Source organism: Alteromonas sp. OM2203 (assembly GCF_048517045.1).
Lineage (GTDB): Bacteria > Pseudomonadota > Gammaproteobacteria > Enterobacterales > Alteromonadaceae > Alteromonas > Alteromonas gracilis.
In genome coordinates, this window is the sequence record NZ_CP183209.1 from 730,683 (window position 1) to 747,800 (window position 17,118).

General features: G+C 44.3%; 10 protein-coding genes. 4 read left to right on the top strand and 6 right to left on the bottom strand.

The window, feature by feature from the left end; genetic code table 11:
• Positions 1-168 precede the first annotated feature (168 nt).
• The 5 genes from ACM0P2_RS03250 to ACM0P2_RS03270 all read right to left on the bottom strand — a co-directional run bounded on the left by ACM0P2_RS03250 (position 169) and on the right by ACM0P2_RS03270 (position 7,993).
• Positions 169-1,257: a response regulator gene (locus ACM0P2_RS03250; protein WP_159119517.1), complete on the bottom strand. Its 1,089-nt coding sequence runs from the start codon at positions 1,255-1,257 to the stop codon at positions 169-171.
• Positions 1,244-4,549, bottom strand: coding sequence for an ATP-binding protein (locus ACM0P2_RS03255; RefSeq protein ID WP_419227270.1), 3,306 nt, complete (start codon positions 4,547-4,549; stop codon positions 1,244-1,246). Before ACM0P2_RS03255 ends, ACM0P2_RS03250 begins: the two co-directional genes overlap by 14 nt.
• Entirely contained in the window at positions 4,546-5,691 is a 1,146-nt protein-coding gene (locus ACM0P2_RS03260) for an FIST signal transduction protein (RefSeq protein ID WP_159119515.1), read from the bottom strand. Before ACM0P2_RS03260 ends, ACM0P2_RS03255 begins: the two co-directional genes overlap by 4 nt.
• Positions 5,692-5,838: 147 nt before the next feature.
• Positions 5,839-7,407: an AMP-binding protein gene (locus ACM0P2_RS03265; RefSeq protein ID WP_159119514.1), complete on the bottom strand. Its 1,569-nt coding sequence runs from the start codon at positions 7,405-7,407 to the stop codon at positions 5,839-5,841.
• 106 nt (positions 7,408-7,513) lie between these two features.
• Complete coding sequence (locus ACM0P2_RS03270; protein ID WP_201282658.1) at positions 7,514-7,993, bottom strand: hypothetical protein; 480 nt, start codon at positions 7,991-7,993, stop codon at positions 7,514-7,516.
• A gap of 439 nt (positions 7,994-8,432) precedes the next feature.
• Between ACM0P2_RS03270 and nhaC the strand changes: the two genes are divergently transcribed.
• The 4 genes from nhaC to ACM0P2_RS03290 all read left to right on the top strand — a co-directional run bounded on the left by nhaC (position 8,433) and on the right by ACM0P2_RS03290 (position 15,886).
• A complete protein-coding gene (nhaC, locus tag ACM0P2_RS03275; protein ID WP_159119513.1) occupies positions 8,433-9,920 on the top strand; it encodes a Na+/H+ antiporter NhaC in 1,488 nt (495 codons plus the stop codon).
• 145 nt (positions 9,921-10,065) lie between these two features.
• Positions 10,066-11,169: a PQQ-dependent sugar dehydrogenase gene (locus tag ACM0P2_RS03280; protein ID WP_173360112.1), complete on the top strand. Its 1,104-nt coding sequence runs from the start codon at positions 10,066-10,068 to the stop codon at positions 11,167-11,169.
• Between the two features lie 461 nt (positions 11,170-11,630).
• Positions 11,631-14,441, top strand: a complete 2,811-nt coding sequence (locus tag ACM0P2_RS03285; RefSeq protein ID WP_159119511.1) for a bifunctional aconitate hydratase 2/2-methylisocitrate dehydratase — start codon at positions 11,631-11,633, stop codon at positions 14,439-14,441.
• Positions 14,442-14,683: 242 nt separating this feature from the next.
• Positions 14,684-15,886 (top strand): IS4 family transposase, encoded by a 1,203-nt coding sequence (locus ACM0P2_RS03290; RefSeq protein WP_419226736.1) that lies wholly within the window; start codon positions 14,684-14,686, stop codon positions 15,884-15,886.
• A gap of 39 nt (positions 15,887-15,925) precedes the next feature.
• Here the strand turns inward: ACM0P2_RS03290 and ACM0P2_RS03295 are convergent, their stop codons facing one another.
• Positions 15,926-16,930, bottom strand: a complete 1,005-nt coding sequence (locus tag ACM0P2_RS03295) for a 5'-methylthioadenosine/S-adenosylhomocysteine nucleosidase (protein ID WP_159118367.1) — start codon at positions 16,928-16,930, stop codon at positions 15,926-15,928.
• Between the last annotated feature and the right edge of the window lie 188 nt (positions 16,931-17,118).

The following is a 17,118-nucleotide window of genomic DNA, read 5'->3' on the forward strand; positions in this document are numbered from 1 at the left end:
GAAGCTTAAAAATTCAAAGGGTCGAGTAATCGACCCTTTTTTGTGCGTGCTAGTTTTTAATTTAATATTTGATAGGTTTACTCTAACTGCGCCTTTATTCCAAATATGCGGCTGTTTGTGCTATTAAAAGTTGTGACGACATCTCGTAATTATCTATGCGGACTGGTATTAAAGGTTTTTAGGAAGTAAATCACTCACTGACACAACCTTTCCTTCCGCTTCTAATTGGTTCCAATAGTGCTTGGTTTCGATAATTTCGTTTTTTATTGATAAAAAGCAGTCAACTAATCTAGGGTCAAAATGCTTACCTGCACCTTGAAGTAAATAGTCGAATGCCTCTCCATCATCCCATGCTTTTTTGTAAGGGCGCTTCATTGTAAGGGCATCAAAAACATCTGCAATGGCTACAATACGGGCGCTTTCTGGGATGCTCTCTCCTGCCAATCCATGCGGATAGCCAGCACCATTCCATTTTTCGTGGTGACATAGGGCAATCTCAGCAGCAAGATTAAACAGTGGAGTATCACAACGGGAGAGAATTTTATGTCCTATTTGCGCGTGAGATTGCATAACTTCCATTTCACTGTTTGTAAGCCTGCGCGGCGCTTTTAAAATTGAGTCAGGTATTCCTATTTTTCCTGTATCGTGCATGGGGGCGGCTTGCGCGAGTAAGCATGCATCATCATAAGACCAGCCCGAGGCCATGGCTAAGCATTTGCTATAAGCAGCCATGCGCCAAATATGATGCCCCGTGTCCGTATCATTGTAATGGCCTGCAGCCGCTAGCATGGTAATAGCACTTTGCTGACTTTTGCTAAGTTCCTCAGTGCGTTTAGCCACTAACTTTTCTGTAGTGCGCATTTGATGTGCGAGACTGAGATGGGTTTTTACTCGCATCAGCGCTATGCTAGGTGAGACAGGTTTCGTAATGTAATCTACTGCACCAAGCTTAAACCCTTTTTCTTCACTTTCGCCTTGGGTAAGAGCTGTCACGAAAATCACAGGAATCTGGCTAAGTACTGCATCTGATTTAAGTCGCTCACATACCTCAAACCCATCCATATCCGGCATCATGATATCGAGTAAGATAAGGTCAGGCGTATGTTGCTTGGCAATTTTAAGGGCTATAGGCCCTGAGGGGGCGACTTTAACACTGTAAAAAGGGCTGAGTATGCCCAGTAATATATCAATATTCGCCGGCTCGTCGTCAACGACAAGAATATTAAATACGTGTTCGGCGTTGTTAGGTACTTTCATGGATAACGTCATTAATAAGAGTTTCTATAACAGTTAAAGCGCTTTCAAAATCATAAACAGAAGTCAGTTGCTTTAAATGAGCGATGGTGTGTGAGTGGCTTGATTCACTATATTGTGTGGCGAGCAAAGATATATGCTCTAGCGCTTTTGCATCATAGGTTTCAAGCGCGTCTTTTGTCTGCCTTAAAGAAGCAAGTAAAGCGCCGTTGTCAACAGTAGGATCGTCATGGTTTTTTTCAATTTCATCATTTTTATCAATGGTATGAGCGATCAGTCGCAGTGTGGCATCCAATGCATAAGACAAGTCTGAAACATGTTTTGCGATAGCGGTATCAGGTCGTTGTAGCGACTCAAGTAAAACCTCAAGGCAGCGTTCTAGCGTAGTAGCCCCTATTTTACGCGCATCAACGAGTAGCGCGTTTAGCAGGTCGCTTGTATGTAAAGGCGACTGTATGATGTTAAGTAAGTCTGTCATTACGCTGCGTTGACTGTATGCGGTGTAGAACGCCAACAGCGATATGGTAAATTCGTCTGAACGTTCGGGCACATCAATGTCGATGTAACCTGCGTGAATGTGAGAGTCGATAGTGTGGACTATTTCATCGGCCGTTGCTGGCTTCACTAAGTGATAGCACATACCTGCCGTTAATGCTTTTTCTGAGGCTTCATTAGTCTCATCTGCACTTAGCGCGATTATAGGAGTCAGCCATCCCTCTCTGTTTACGAGCTTATCTGCAACATCATAGCCTGAAATTCCAGGTAAGTGGCAATCCAGCAAAATTGCGTCAAAGGTGTTCGATTCGCAAAGGGTCAGCGCGTGCTCTCCTGTGGCAGCTGTCACGACCGTCATACCTAAATCGACTAAGATTTGCTGGCTTATTTCAAGGCTTATTAGGTCGTCATCTACCACTAAGATACGCTTGTTTGACAACCGTTTGGCCCGCCATTTTTTACTTTCAAGTCTCTCTTTTGCGGCTTCGCCAAATGGCAATTGAAGTGGAGATAGTGCCGAGATTAACTCTCTATCAGAGAACGGTAATTCCACAACTCTGAATTCATTGTAACGCTTTTTTCCTAAGCGTTTTTGTACGTCCGCTCTACTGAGTGGGCTTACTAGAATATTGCAACATAGCTGAAAATCGTCGTTATTATTCAACCGGTCTAAAAAAGTTTTCCAGCTCGCCTCCTTATCACTCAAAAATGCGATGGTTTGCTGCCCGGTTGAAGCAAAGCGTGCTTCGTGCTCATCAACAATTTCGCAATTGATGCTAAGCCTCTTCAGCGTTTGAGCGAGAATTTGACATCCTCGCGCTACGCTGTCGTGCGTTTGAATACAAAGTACATCGGAGGGCAAAGATACTGGCAGGAATGGCTTTATAACGGGGCCTTCATCGACGCAGACTGGAAGCGAAAAAGCGAAACTGCTACCTTCGTGAATCTTACTTTTAAGGGTAAGCTCCCCGCCCATCAGTTCTACAAGACGTTTGCAAATAGCCAAACCCAGCCCGGTACCACCAAACTTCCTCGAGATGGAGGCATCTGCTTGTACAAACGCGTTAAAGAGCTTTGACTTCCCTGCATCGCTAATACCCATACCGGTATCGCTTACATTGAAAAAGAGTTTGTCTTCTCGCTTAATAACTTTAAGCACTACATAACCATTGTCTGTGAACTTGATTGCATTGCTTAAAAGGTTGAGTAGAACCTGATAAATTTTTTCGCTGTCACCACGGCATGGTGAATTCGTGTTGTAGCGTATATCGAAAAGTAGCTGTAAACCTTTCTGCTGCGCCTTAACTTGAAAAACTTGCGCAAGCTTCTCAATGGTTTTAGTTAGGGTGAAAGGTTCGTTTAATATATCCACCTTATTAGCTTCAACTTTAGAAAAATCTAAAATACTATTCATTAGTTCTAGCAAGGCATTAGAGCTTCGCTGGACCTTTTCAAGGTATTGCTGGCGTTGGTCTTCGTCCTGCGTTTCCAAGGCTAGGTGAGTAAGCCCAATAATAGCATTCATAGGCGTTCTAATTTCGTGACTCATGGTGGCGAGAAAGTCACTTTTCGCCTTATTCGCGCCTTGAGCGGTGTCGTAAGCTTTCTGTAATTTATGCTCGATAGCTTTTCGACTGCTTATGTCGCTAAAGACTCCAACATGTCCATCTGGCCTGCCGTCTTCGTCAAGCAGCGGAACGGCAACGATAGAGATAGGAAACAAACGCCCCCGTTTATCCGTAAAGTAATCTTCGTAAGAAGCGTAAGATTTGCCCGCTCTTATGGTCAAATTGACTGGACATTCTTCCCTAGGTAGAAGTGTACCATCCCCTTTTTGATAATGAACGGTATCGTGAAACCGTCGGCCTTCAAGTTCCTCGACGGTCCAGCCTAAAAGTCGAGAAGCCGCTGGGTTGAGAAACTGAGCTTTTCCCTCGCTATTGACCGCATATACCCCTTCGCCGATGCTATTGGTAATACTTTGGTAAAAGGCGCGATCCTCTTTTAGTTTGCGGGCAAGGCGCATTTGTTCCGACATGTCTGTGCAGATAACGACAAGCCGATTGACTCGCGTGTTGTATTCCACAATCGGTACGACCGTGGCAAATACTGTCCATGGCTCATTCGTCTTAGTAAAACTGTGCAGTTCTCCTTGCCAAATTTCACCTTTAATCAGCGTTCCTAATATTCTGTTTTGCTCTGCAATTGGAATGTTTTGGATGCGGAAAATGGCGGTACTCTTTCCGATTAATTCGTCGCGAGAAAATCCGGAAAGCTGACAGCATTTATCATTCGCCGACAGCAAAATGCCATTGAGATCTATAGTTGCCACGATACCGTGTTTATCCATGGCTTTGCGCTGGAGCAATAGCTCATTATTCGCGTTTTTCTGTTCGTTGATCAGTTCATAGGTCAGCGCACTGAGATCGGAAAGATTGGTAAAATTTTCATCTATGAGCGGCTTGTTTCGCTCTTCAAGCAATTGATTTACTGCACGTCTAAGGGTTTCAATGACGGCTTTCTGTTCGCTGTACTCTTGGCGAACTTTTTCGTTTACCGTCATCAGTTCCTCTGAACTGATGCGCAAACTTCTATCTCTTAGCGTTATATCTCTTTCAAAGAAAGCGTAAGACTCATCGACTCGTGAAATAAGCGATGCTAGCCCTTGTTTGAAATCAGCCGTTCCCTCAATTTGATCGTCATCGCTTTTAGATTTGAGCTCATTGAGCCAGCGCTCGAGTGTCACTGTATCGTCGAGGTTGAATGCTCGGCGCAACTGGCGCTCTAATAGTGGGGTCAAGTTGCTTCCCTTAATAACATAATAGTCAACGTCTGGTTGTGTAACTCACATTGGGCCTTATTAAGTAAGGGGCTAATTTCACCATAGGAATAAAAGCCAGCAATACATACTTGACCAGTAAGTTGACGGTCTATTTCCTCAATTTCTTCTTCAACCCGGTCACCCATAACCAGTTTGCGTCCAACACAGCTAGTAACAAGGGCAAGACAATCAGCATGATAGTTAGGGGTTGAATTGGTAATACCGTCTATAGCCCTATGAGCGCCATCGATAAGATCATCCGTCGACGCGTGCATTAAACGTAGGTAGTGACTTTGTTGAACTTCGCCTGCCAAGATTAAGCTTTTCGATGATTCATCTATGCCGAGTATCGTTCTAATGACCTGTGTAGGTTGACCTTCCTCGTTTAAAACTTCGAAGGGAAACAAGAGCCCACTTGCAGGAAGGTCGTTTGCGTATTCGCCCAGGTACTCTTTATAGATATCAAGCGCAGGTCTACCGTCTAATTCAAAGAGCTGATTCGCAGTAGCTGATGTTACTGCTCTCGCCGGGCCAAACGAACGCCAGCCGCCATGAGCACTATAATCAAACGACAAACTATCACCATAAAAAGCGATAGCGGCAACGCTTCTGCTGTCGACGCCTTCAGGGTGCAACACATAAGTTTGTTCAAACGCGCCATAGTCTCCGGCTAGTCCTCCGCTTATTCCTACATTTTCGGGTAACTTGCTCGTCAAGCCTTCTAACAAGGCTGAGCCGTTTACATCAACACCGGGCGCGAGGAGATAAACACCTCTTAGCCCTTCATTGTCTATATCACCTGCCAATGATTGCCCGGTTTTAAATGAGCTCCCCATGTCTTGTAAACGTGTATGGTAGATTTTAACTTGTGCACTGCTACTGAAACGTACTGCGACGAGAGTGATACCATTTTCAAAAACTCTGTTGCCAGAAATTTCACCTGCAGTACTACATCCAATGCAATTGTGACAGATTTCAGTCAGCGTTTTACGAAATGAGGGAATAAGAAAAAATGTCGGCGAAGCGAAGGCGATAACAAACGATGGTGAAAACGCTCTCAACGCCTCACTCTCAGACTGTAGCTTTTCTAAGCTGGTAAAAAACAGCGTCTTTGAAAGCATTGATATGGATTATGGATTACTCATTGGTACTTTATAGTAACAACTGAGCAAATTTACAATTTTTGGAGGTTATTCTTTCGTAGTAATAAACTGATTTTTAGAGAAAAACAGCCGTTTAAGAAAATACTTAAACGGCTGTTTTTTTTATCATGCGGAGCGAAGTTCTCTTCGCAAAATTTTACCAACGGTAGATTTAGGTAGCTCGTCAAGAATAGTAATAGATTTTGGGATCTTATAATTAGTTAATTGCTTTCTGCAGTGTTCGATAACGTCGTCGGTAGATACGTCGGCAGATACAGTAATGAAGGCACAAACCTTTTCACCCGTTTTGTCATCAGGTTTGCCCACGACGGCTGCTTCCATTACGCTAGGGTGCGTGGTTAAAACGTCTTCAATTTCATTGGGGTAAACGTTAAAGCCAGAAACAATAATCATGTCTTTTAAGCGGTCTACGATTTTTATAGCGCCTGACTCGGTGCGTATACCAATGTCCCCGGTTTTAAAGAAACCGTCTTCGGTCATTACTTTAGCGGTCTCGTCATCCCGGTTCCAATAACCCATCATAACTTGGGGGCCGCGCACTGCTATCTGCCCAGACTCGCCCTCGGCCACAGGTTTATCTGAACTGTCTAATAGTGACACTTCGGTATCTTCTAATTCATGACCTACCGTGCCAATTTCTTCTTTTCCGGGGATGTTGAATGAAACCACAGGCGCCGTTTCAGAAAGACCATAACCTTCGGTAATGGTGTTGCCGGTAACATCTTGCCATATGGAAACGGCAGCCTGAGTAAGGGCGGTGCCCCCTGACATAGTAAGGTGAAGCTTAGAGAAATCTAATTTCGAGAACTCAGGATGGCGCCCTAAGCCAACAAATAAGGTATTAATACCCATGAAAGCAGAAATCTTGTGTGGCTTGAGTGTTTGAATAAAGCCGTCAATATCTCGTGGATTTGGAATAAGGATGATTTGCGTACCCTTAGCAAATAGCGCCATCATACCTACCGTGAATGCATAAATGTGATAAAGAGGTAGCGGGCATACAAGCACTTCTTCACCGTCTTTAAAGCCTTCTCCGATGCGCTCTAGCATTTGAATGCAGTTAGCTAGCACGTTCTTGTTACTTAAAGCCGCTCCCTTAGATACACCTGTGGTTCCCCCTGTATATTGCAACATAGCAAGCTCATCTAGATTTATAGAAGGGCGTTCGAATTGAGGTAACTCACTTCCTATTTCGATTGCTTTACTTAGTGATATCGTACCGTCAAGCGAGGGTGCTGTGTTAGGGTCTAAAAGTTCAGTTGCAGATGTAGTGATGACTGTACTGATGTCTGTTTCAGTCTGTATGCTGTTGAACTTTGGAAGTAAATCGCCAAGAATGACCAAGGCTTTTGCACCACTGTCAGTAAACTGATGTTTCATTTCCCTTTCTGTATAAAGGGGGTTGGTGTTGACTACCACTAAACCCGCTCGTAATGCTGCATATACGGCAATGGGATTTTGAATTAAGTTAGGAAGTTGAATGGCTACTTTAGTGCCCGGGGCAAGTTTAGCTTCGTGAACAAAATATCGCGCTAGTGCAGACGATTTGCTATCTATTTCAGCAAACGTGAGGGTTTGTCCAAGTGCCGTGTAAGCGGGCCTATCGGCAAACTGGTGCATTACATGTTCAATGTAGTCGGCTAGACAGGTCACGTTATCAGGATAAGTTATCATAATGCTTGTTCCTAGTAGGGCATGGTAATTAGGCATTCGTTATACAGTACCAAACTTAACCTTTTATTTACATCTGTGTTAATTTATTCGGCACTATCAATATTATTTATGTTTTTGCTTTAAATTTATTACCTAAGTAGGCAAAGACACACCCCGCAATAAGCCCTGCTAAACACTGCGCTAGTAAACCAGCTAAAGAACGAGCGCCAGCGATAAGCGTAACGTTAAGAATAGGCTGCATTGCCATGAGCATTATTCCAAAAGACACGGCTCCAGCTAATGAAAACAATGCTAAGCGGGTAGGGAATGGTGCACTTTCAGTTCGCCTGCTATAAATACGATCGATAAGGTACTGCGTAATGAAAAAGGCAAGGGCGAGTGTCACCGCGATAATAACGCCATAGGTTGGAAGGAGCCCCAGTAAATCTTGCCTTATCATGAAAAGCCAGTCGCTAAACCCAATAGAAACGTCAATCTTTGTAAGCTCCGTCAATACCGCCGTTGTGTGAAAAATACTCGCTAATATAAAGCCTGCGGCCCATGCGAGTATGAAAACAAAAAATGTATGTCGTAAGAATTTTTTCATTGTTTTAGCCAAAAAGCTTCCGGTCCTTGTTATAGATAAAATGTAGGTTTGACCTATCAAGCTGCTATTTTTTATCGAAAGTGCACGACATAACATAGTACGTTTATCCACATACAACAATCAGTTGATTTATTCGTCAACGCCACAGGTTATTAAAGCGCAGCTCGCCAGGCTAACTGGTATTTATTTGTTAAAATGTGCTGCCCATCCGACAAATCGAGTCTTTGCAAAAGGCTTTTTAACCCAATGCTATACCGACGAAACGGGAAGGTTAGAGGGAAAGTTGGTTTAACATTTAACCGATCTGTTCTTCACAGATGTCCGTAAAGATTAACGAATATTTATGGAAATATATTAGCTGGGAGAAAAGTTAACTTTCGTCTTCTGTCAAAATTAGAGGCAAGTTCAGTTTCCCAGCTATGACCTAGAAGGCACTAGCATGTCAGATGAACAACACACTACCCCAAAGCTACTGCTCGCGTTAACGCCAGTTGTACTTACATTGATGATATTAGGCACGCAGATATTTTACTTTGGCGTGTTCGAACCCCACATTCCGCTTGCTATTGGCGTGGCGCTCACAAGTCTTGTCGGTATTTATCTTGGCCTCACATGGTTAGATATTCGCGCAGGAATATTTAAAGTCATCTTGGTAGCGCTACCGTCCGTAAGCGTTCTTATTGTTGTAGGGATGATTATCGGTATATGGATTGCCAGCGGGACTGTGCCTACTATTATTTATTACGGCCTTAAAACCTTGTCTCCTCAAATTTTTCTTGCGGCTGGCATGGTTATTTGTGCGGTTGTATCAGTATCGCTAGGTACAAGCTGGGGAAGTGTGGGGACAGTCGGGCTCGCACTAATGGGAATTGGTGAAGGTTTTGATATACCCATGTACTGGACTGCGGGTGCTGTGGTGTCGGGGGCATTCTTCGGAGACAAGGTTTCCCCTTTATCTGATACGACAAATCTTGCGCCTGCTGTTACAGGAACTGACGTTTTTTCACATATCAAGAATATGATGGCCACTACCATCCCAGCGATGTTGATTGCGTTTCTAATCTATCTCGGCGTCGGTTACTTCGTAATCGATTCACAAAGTGTCTCTTTTGTGAAAATTGAGGCGATCACTACATCCTTAGAGTCTAATTTTACCATTTCCGGTTGGGCACTGGTGCCGGCTCTTGTTGTTATGGCATTGGCATTAAAGAAATTCTCCCCACTTCCTTCTTTATTTGCAGGTGTTGTTGTGGGCGGCGCTTTTGCGATGGTGATGCAAGGGCAAAGCCTTCAGGCTGTATTTGACTATGCGAATAACGGATATGCTATTCAAACTAATATCGTCGAGATTGATACATTGCTGAATCGAGGTGGTGTTCAATCAATGATGTGGACAATCTCGTTAGTGCTTATCGCTCTAGCATTTGGAGGGGCGCTCGAGACGACAGGCTGCTTGAGAAGTATTATTAATGCGATAAAAAGCAAAGCGAAGACGTTTGCTAGTACGCAGGTTGCGGCGGTTGGTACGGCGTTCTCAACTAACTTAGTAGCGGGCGACCCCTATTTGTCGGTAGCGCTGCCAGGACGGATGTATTCTCCGGTTTACCGCGGAATGGGCTACTCTACTCTTAATCTTTCGCGAGGTATTGAAGAGGGAGGAACGTTAATGTCACCTCTCATTCCTTGGAATGCAGGCGGAGCATTTGTTATATCCGCACTTGGTTTGGGCGTGTCGGGTGGCAACCTAGAAAACTTGCTATATATTCCGCTGGCATTTGCCTGCTGGACCGCGCCTCTCATTGGCATCTTCTATGCCTATGTTGGTTGGTTTTCACCTAAAGCCACCGAGAAAGAGCGTGAAGAGTGGAAGTCGACGGGGGCAAAAATTGCGAAGTTTAACGACGACGGAACGCCAGTCACCGATTGAACAGCTCCGACTAATAACTTGCAAAGCGCATAAGGCTTAACGTAGATTCATTAACACGGTTTTTGAACGAGACTTTTTTGAGATCCGATAAAAAGTCTCGTTTTCAATTGTGTCTGTGTTGTCCAACTCTTTTGAGTAGTCCGTTATGAATAATATAAAAAACGCTGTAGCGCTCTTAATATTGCTTGTTCTAAGCGTGAAATGTTGTCTTGCGCGCGTAGATGACTATGTTATTCGCGAGCACGCAGGCGGGCTGGCTTTTCCTAAGTCGATGACTTTGCTGCCTGATAATTCACTGTTAATTTCACATAAGCACGGAGTGATTACCCGAGTCACCAGTGAAAAAACGCAAAAGGAATTTTCATTGTCTTTGCCCGAGCTTTACAGTGAGGGGCAGGGCGGTGTACTTGATTTGCTGGTTATTAGTGGGTTTAGCGAATCTCACCACATGACGTCGGGCGAACTTTTAATATCGTACTCAAAGGGAACCGCAGAGGACAATCGGCTGGCGATTGTGTCAGCGACATTTTCTTTCAGTGAAGGGATTACAAACCTCAAGCCTGTTTTTGAAGTGAACGACGGGAAATATACGCCTGTGCACTACGGCGGTAAATTGCTCAAATTACCTGAAGGCGGCTATCTCGTAACAACAGGAGACGGCTTTGATTACCGAGAACAAGCGCAGGTTATTAGTTCCCATTTAGGTAAAATCATAGGTTTTACACTAGATGGCCAACCGTTGCCATCCCCCGCGTTTGAAGAAGCGCCATACGTTTACAGCTTGGGCCATCGTAATCCGCAAGGACTGGTGAACTTTAACGGAGACATCTATCAGCACGAGCACGGTCCGGATGGTGGCGATGAATTAAATCTTATTGTAAAAGGTAATAATTATGGCTGGCCGGTAATTACTAAAGGACTCGATTACTCGGGTGCCCGAATTTCTCCTTTCATTCAATACAAGGGGATGGAAAACCCATTGGTTGATTGGACGCCTTCTATTGCTCCCTCTTCCATGGCGGTTTATGCGCATACCGCGTTCGCGTCGTTAGAAAATACGTTACTGGTTAGTTCACTCAAAGCACAGCATTTATTCGCCGTTTATGAGGCCGCCAATGGTTGGAAAGCCGTGCCCATAATCGACCAACTAGAGACACGACTTCGAGACGTAAAGGTCGATGCAAGTGGTAATATTTGGGTTTTGACAGACGGCGAAAATGCAAAAATTTTCAAAATTTCTCCATCGTAAGTGATGGACGACGCTTTGATTTAGTGTGAAGCACTACCAATACAGAGGATTAAAGGTCAGACCAATAGAGGTCGTGCAGAGATAAACTTGTATGTAATTTGTACTGGTAGTACCATAAATATTGTAAATGTCTGGCATAAATACAACACGGTTATTTATTTGGTTCGTCATTCAATAATAAACAAAAACAATAGAGTGAATTTCAGAGTGAATTTTTAACGCAATGAAAATAAAGCATAAAATTTCAATTTTTCGCATTTCTGTCCTTTTTATACGCTAACAGAGACAAGGTTCAAGGGCGTATGTATAGGTAAAATATCGGTTCGCACATACCCCATCTCTTTTTATGCAAACATTACGTAAGCCGTGAAAATCGGTTAAAATACCCTTCATTTTTATATGCGTATAGCTAAGACCGACTTAACACTACGCCCAAGTAAAACTAAGACCGAGAGAACTATATGAGTTTGTATTCAGAATATCTGGCAGAGATCGAAAACCGTAAAACGGAATTAGGTCTTAACCCTAAGCCTATTGACAGTGCAGATCTGCTGTCTGAAATTATTGCTCAAATCAAAGATACAACAAACGAGCACCGCGAAGACTCTCTAAAATTCTTTATCTATAACACGTTGCCGGGTACCACTCCTGCAGCTGTTGTTAAAGCACAGTTTCTAAAGGAAATTGTACTTGGCGAAGAACAAGTAGAAGAAATTACGCCTGAGTTTGCACTTGAACTTCTTTCACACATGAAAGGTGGTCCATCTGTAGAAGCACTTTTAGACCTAGCGCTTTCTGATAATGAAGCAGTTGCTAAACCAGCAGCTGAAGTATTGAAAACTCAGGTTTATCTGTACGAAGCGGATACTGAGCGTTTAGAGACAGCATTTAAAGCGGGTAACGCGATTGCTAAAGACGTACTAGAAAGCTATGCAAAAGCTGAGTTCTTTACCAAGCTGCCTGACGTTCCAGAAAAAATTGAAGTGGTAACTTATATTGCCGCAGAAGGTGATATCTCAACTGACCTTCTTTCTCCAGGTAACCAAGCGCACTCTCGTGCAGACCGTGAACTTCACGGTAAGTGCATGATCACCCCTGAAGCACAGCAAGAAATCGTTGAGTTAGGCAAAAAGCACCCTAACGCCAAAGTAATGCTAATTGCTGAAAAAGGCACCATGGGCGTAGGTTCATCACGTATGTCTGGTGTGAACAACGTTGCACTATGGGCCGGTGAACCAACAAGTCCTTACATCCCGTTCGTAAACAAAGCGCCAATTGTTGCTGGTACTAATGGTATCGCCCCAATCTTTCTAACTACCGTAGATGTAACCGGTGGTATTGGTCTTGACCTTAAAAACTGGGTTAAGAAAACAGACGAAAACGGTGAAATTGTTCGCGATGCTAACGGCGACCCAGTGCTAGAAGAAGCGTACTCGGTAGCAACAGGTACGGTGTTAACTATCGATACCAAAGCGAAGAAGCTTTACAACGGTTCAGAAGAATTAGCTGACGTGTCTGCGTCGTTTACTCCTCAAAAAATGGAGTTCATGAAGGCGGGTGGTTCTTACGCGGTAGTATTCGGTAAGCAGCTACAGTCTTTTGCAGCACGCACGTTAGGTATTGAGGCGCCAGCGGTATACGCACCTTCTAAAGAAGTATCGCACGAAGGGCAAGGCCTAACTGCTGTTGAGAAAATCTTTAATCGCAATGCGGTTGGCGTAAACTCTGATGCACCACTGCACGCTGGTTCTGATGTGCGCGTTAGAGTAAATATCGTCGGTTCTCAGGACACCACGGGCCCAATGACTTGCCAAGAGCTAGAGTCAATGGCTGCGTCAACAATCTCTCCACTTGTTGACGGTGCATATCAGTCTGGCTGTCACACAGCGTCGGTTTGGGATAAGAAAGCGCAGGCTAACATTCCTAAGCTTATGTCATTCATGAACAACTTTGGTGTAATCACAGCACGTGACCCTAAAGGTGTGTATCACTCAATGACTGACGTTATTCACAAAGTGCTTAACGACATCACGGTAGACGACCGCGCTATCATCATTGGTGGTGACTCACACACCCGTATGTCAAAAGGTGTAGCATTCGGTGCCGACTCAGGCACGGTTGCATTAGCACTTGCAACAGGCGAAGCGGCAATGCCAATTCCAGAGTCTGTGAAAGTGACCTTTAAAGGCAGCATGAAAGAGCACATGGACTTCCGTGACGTGGTTCACGCGACACAAGCGCAAATGCTGAAGCAATTCGCTGGTGAGAACGTATTCCAAGGCCGTGTAATTGAAGTACAAATCGGTACTTTACTGGCTGACCAAGCGTTTACTTTCACCGACTGGACTGCAGAAATGAAAGCGAAAGCGTCAATCTGTATTTCTGACAACGAAACTATGATTGCGTCTCTTGAGCTTGCCAAGACGCGTATTCAAATCATGATCGATAAGGGTATGGACAATGAAGCTAATATGCTTCAGGGGCTAATTGACCTTGCCGATAAGCGTATCGCTGAAATTAAGTCTGGTGAAGAGCCAGCGCTTGCACCAGATGACAATGCTAAGTACTACGCAGAAGTGGTTGTTGATTTGGACCAAATCGACGAGCCAATGATTGCTGACCCAGACGTAAACAACGACGACGTATCTAAGCGTTATACTCACGATGTTATCCGCCCGGTTTCTTACTACGATGGTAAGCCAGTAGACCTAGGCTTCGTGGGTTCTTGTATGGTACACAAAGGCGACATGCAAATCATCGCACAAATGCTACGTAACCTAGAGAAGCTTAACGGCTCTGTAGAATTCAAAGCACCACTTGTTGTTGCGCCACCAACATATAACATTGTTGATGAGCTAAAAGCAGAAGGTGATTGGGAAGTACTTGCGAAATACGCAGGCTTCGAGTTCGACGATGCTAAGCCTAAAGAAGCGGCGCGTACTAAGTACGACAACATTCTTTACCTAGAACGTCCTGGATGTAACCTATGTATGGGTAACCAAGAAAAAGCTGAGCCGGGCGATACAGTAATTGCAACGTCTACTCGTTTGTTCCAAGGTCGTGTTGTAGCTGACTCTGAAGAGAAGAAAGGTGAGTCGCTACTTGGCTCTACGCCGCTAGTAGTACTTTCAACCGTACTTGGTCGCTTCCCAACAACGGAAGAGTACAAGCAAGCGGTTGCAGGCATTGACCTAACCAAGTTTGCTCCGCCTTCTGAAGACTTGGCAGTTAAGCCTAAGTTCGAAGCTGATGTAGCGGTTAAGCGCGTATAAGCTTTTAACGCTAAGTAAATCTTAAAAAGCCCCAACATAGTTTGGGGCTTTTTTGTACCTAAAATTATGGGGTCAGAGTACATTTCTTTAAAACCTACTCTGCTTAATTGCCGAAAAATGTACTCTGACCCTGAGGTATCCCCACAAATAATATAACGATATCAGCGAGATAAAAAAGATAGGAACATTCATGACGTTTGGTGATCAGATCAATCGCCAAAAATCACTGAGGCCAAACAGCCATGAATGCCCTATCTATTGTGAACAATGTCGTATCGCTTGTCAGCTACAATATGCATAAAACTCGTCTAAGTGCGGTCACGGCGTGCGTCAAAAGTCTGCTTAATGGAAGCGCTGCGACCGTAACCAGCATAGGTCGAGGAATCAATACTAAAGCCTTTGAAAAACATCGGATTAAACGTGCTGACCGCTTGCTCTCAAACCCGCATTTAGTAAGTGAAACACCGCTCATCTATGCATCTATATGCCAACTATTTTGCGGCAACACAACACGCCCTGTTATCTCAATCGACTGGTCAGATTTAGATGACCGTAAAGCGCATTTTCTTTTACGCGCGGCAATATCTTTAAAAGGTCGGCCCGTCACACTTTATCAAGAAGTGCATTGCAACAAGACCAAAGAGAAACCAGCCACCCACAAAGCATTCTTAAAGGCATTACACGCCATGTTACCTTCAAATTGCCGACCCATTATCGTTACCGATGCAGGGTATAAATCGCCTTGGTTCAGGGCAGTTAGGGCACTTGGATGGGACATTATTGGACGTATCCGTAAGCCACATCTTTATTCACTTGATAGAGGAGATACGTGGCAGTGTATTCGCTATCTCTATACTCAAGCAACCTGTCGTCCGAAGCGTTTTGATAACAGCCAAATAGTAAGAAGTAATCCCTTTGACTGTACGCTAGTTCTTTTTAAACAGAAATCTAAAGGGCGTCATGCTTCAAATCCAGATGGTACACGTAAAGCCTCAAAACGCTCAAAAGTGCATGCGCAAGGGGCGAAAGACCCATGGCTATTAGCGACATCACTGGCACCTCATCGAAGCTTATCAAAGCAAGTAGTGGCCATTTACAGGCAACGAATGCAAATTGAAGAAGGCTTTAGAGACATGAAAAGCACGAAGTTCGGGCTTGGCTATGAACAGAATAAAAGCGTGAAAAAGCAGCGTCTAACAATACTGGTATTGCTGACTACGTTAGCGTCACTGGTGGCAATACTACTGGGTATGGTGGTCGTCTCTTCGAATAAACATCGGCGCTTCCAAGCAAATACCGACACCAGAAGCGTGCTGTCATTCCACTATCTCGGCCTGAGAGCTGTTGCTTGCCGAATACGATTCACTATGCGACAGTGGAAAGCTGCACTCAAATGGTACAGCTCCATAGTCGACCGGGCCTGGGCCGCAGGCACATGGAATTAAATTCGTGGGGATCCCTCAGACTCTGACCCCATTTATTATCTATTGTGGGTCGGTTGCTACGAGTTCATCGAGTATACCAAGTAGCAGTTTGGTGCCGGTGCCAGAGGCTATTGCGTCAAAAACATTCTCTACATTTTTACCGTGCTGCCCGCCAGCTAGGTCGCTGATTGAGCGGATAATTAGCCAGTCCACATCGTTTACAAAACTCACCTGTGCAACTGTTGCCGATTCCATTTCAGCTACATCTGCGGTATAGACGTCCCGTAGCCATTCGCGATATTTGGCGTTGTCTACGAACACAGAGCCGGTTACCCCGTTACCACCTATATCTACCAGTATTTCTTTACCTGATGGCATAGTGATAGGCGGGATCTTTTTGAGCGCACGTTTTGCCATTTCTAACAACGCTTTATCGGCAGTAAAGTATGGCATTCTCTTGCGAGCATCCCATCCTTCTTTCACAACGGCGACTTCAGTAGGGTGAATAAATCCTATGTTTTTATAGTTAGGGGCATGCTCATCTGTGTCCCGGCGCGCTTTGTAATACTCGAGTTGTTTAGCGTAATAGTCAGGTAACTCATAGGCGCTAGCGTCATCTTTTTTAGGGTTAATATAGACAGATTCATCGTGGAAGTACCAGCGTTCAGGCACAGCAATATCACCAGGGGTGTATTTAGGGTTGATGGCGCCAGCAATCCCCATCATCACCAACTTATCAATAGGAAAGTAATCCAGCGCCATTTGTACTGTCATCGCTGCATTAGTGATGCTGACGCCGGTACTAAATACAACGATGGGTTCGCCTTTGTAGGTGCCAAGTTGGTATTTAACTCCTTTTATATAGATGGTTTGCGTAATTTGAGCGTCATCTATATCCGCAAATGCAGCATCTATGGCTTCAATTTCGGGCTCGTAGGCGGCAACAACAGCCGTCCATTTGTTAGATACATTTGAAAAATCTTTCGGGCCATATTGGCTGGTGTCGTCGTTAGCGAAAGACGACAGTGATATACATACGAATAAAACAAAACTACTTAAGCGCATAGTGACCTTATTTAATTTATTTGCGCACCAAACAGGTGCAGACTATGGAACAAGAGGGAGTCTAAAAGCCTTTGAGTGCTGTAGGCAAGGCTTAAGACACTACTATTCAATATATTAGTAAGGTTCGGCAGCAAGGTTTAGGCCAAGAATGAGTGAGCGGGACGGAGTTCATTGCTGGGGAAAAGTAC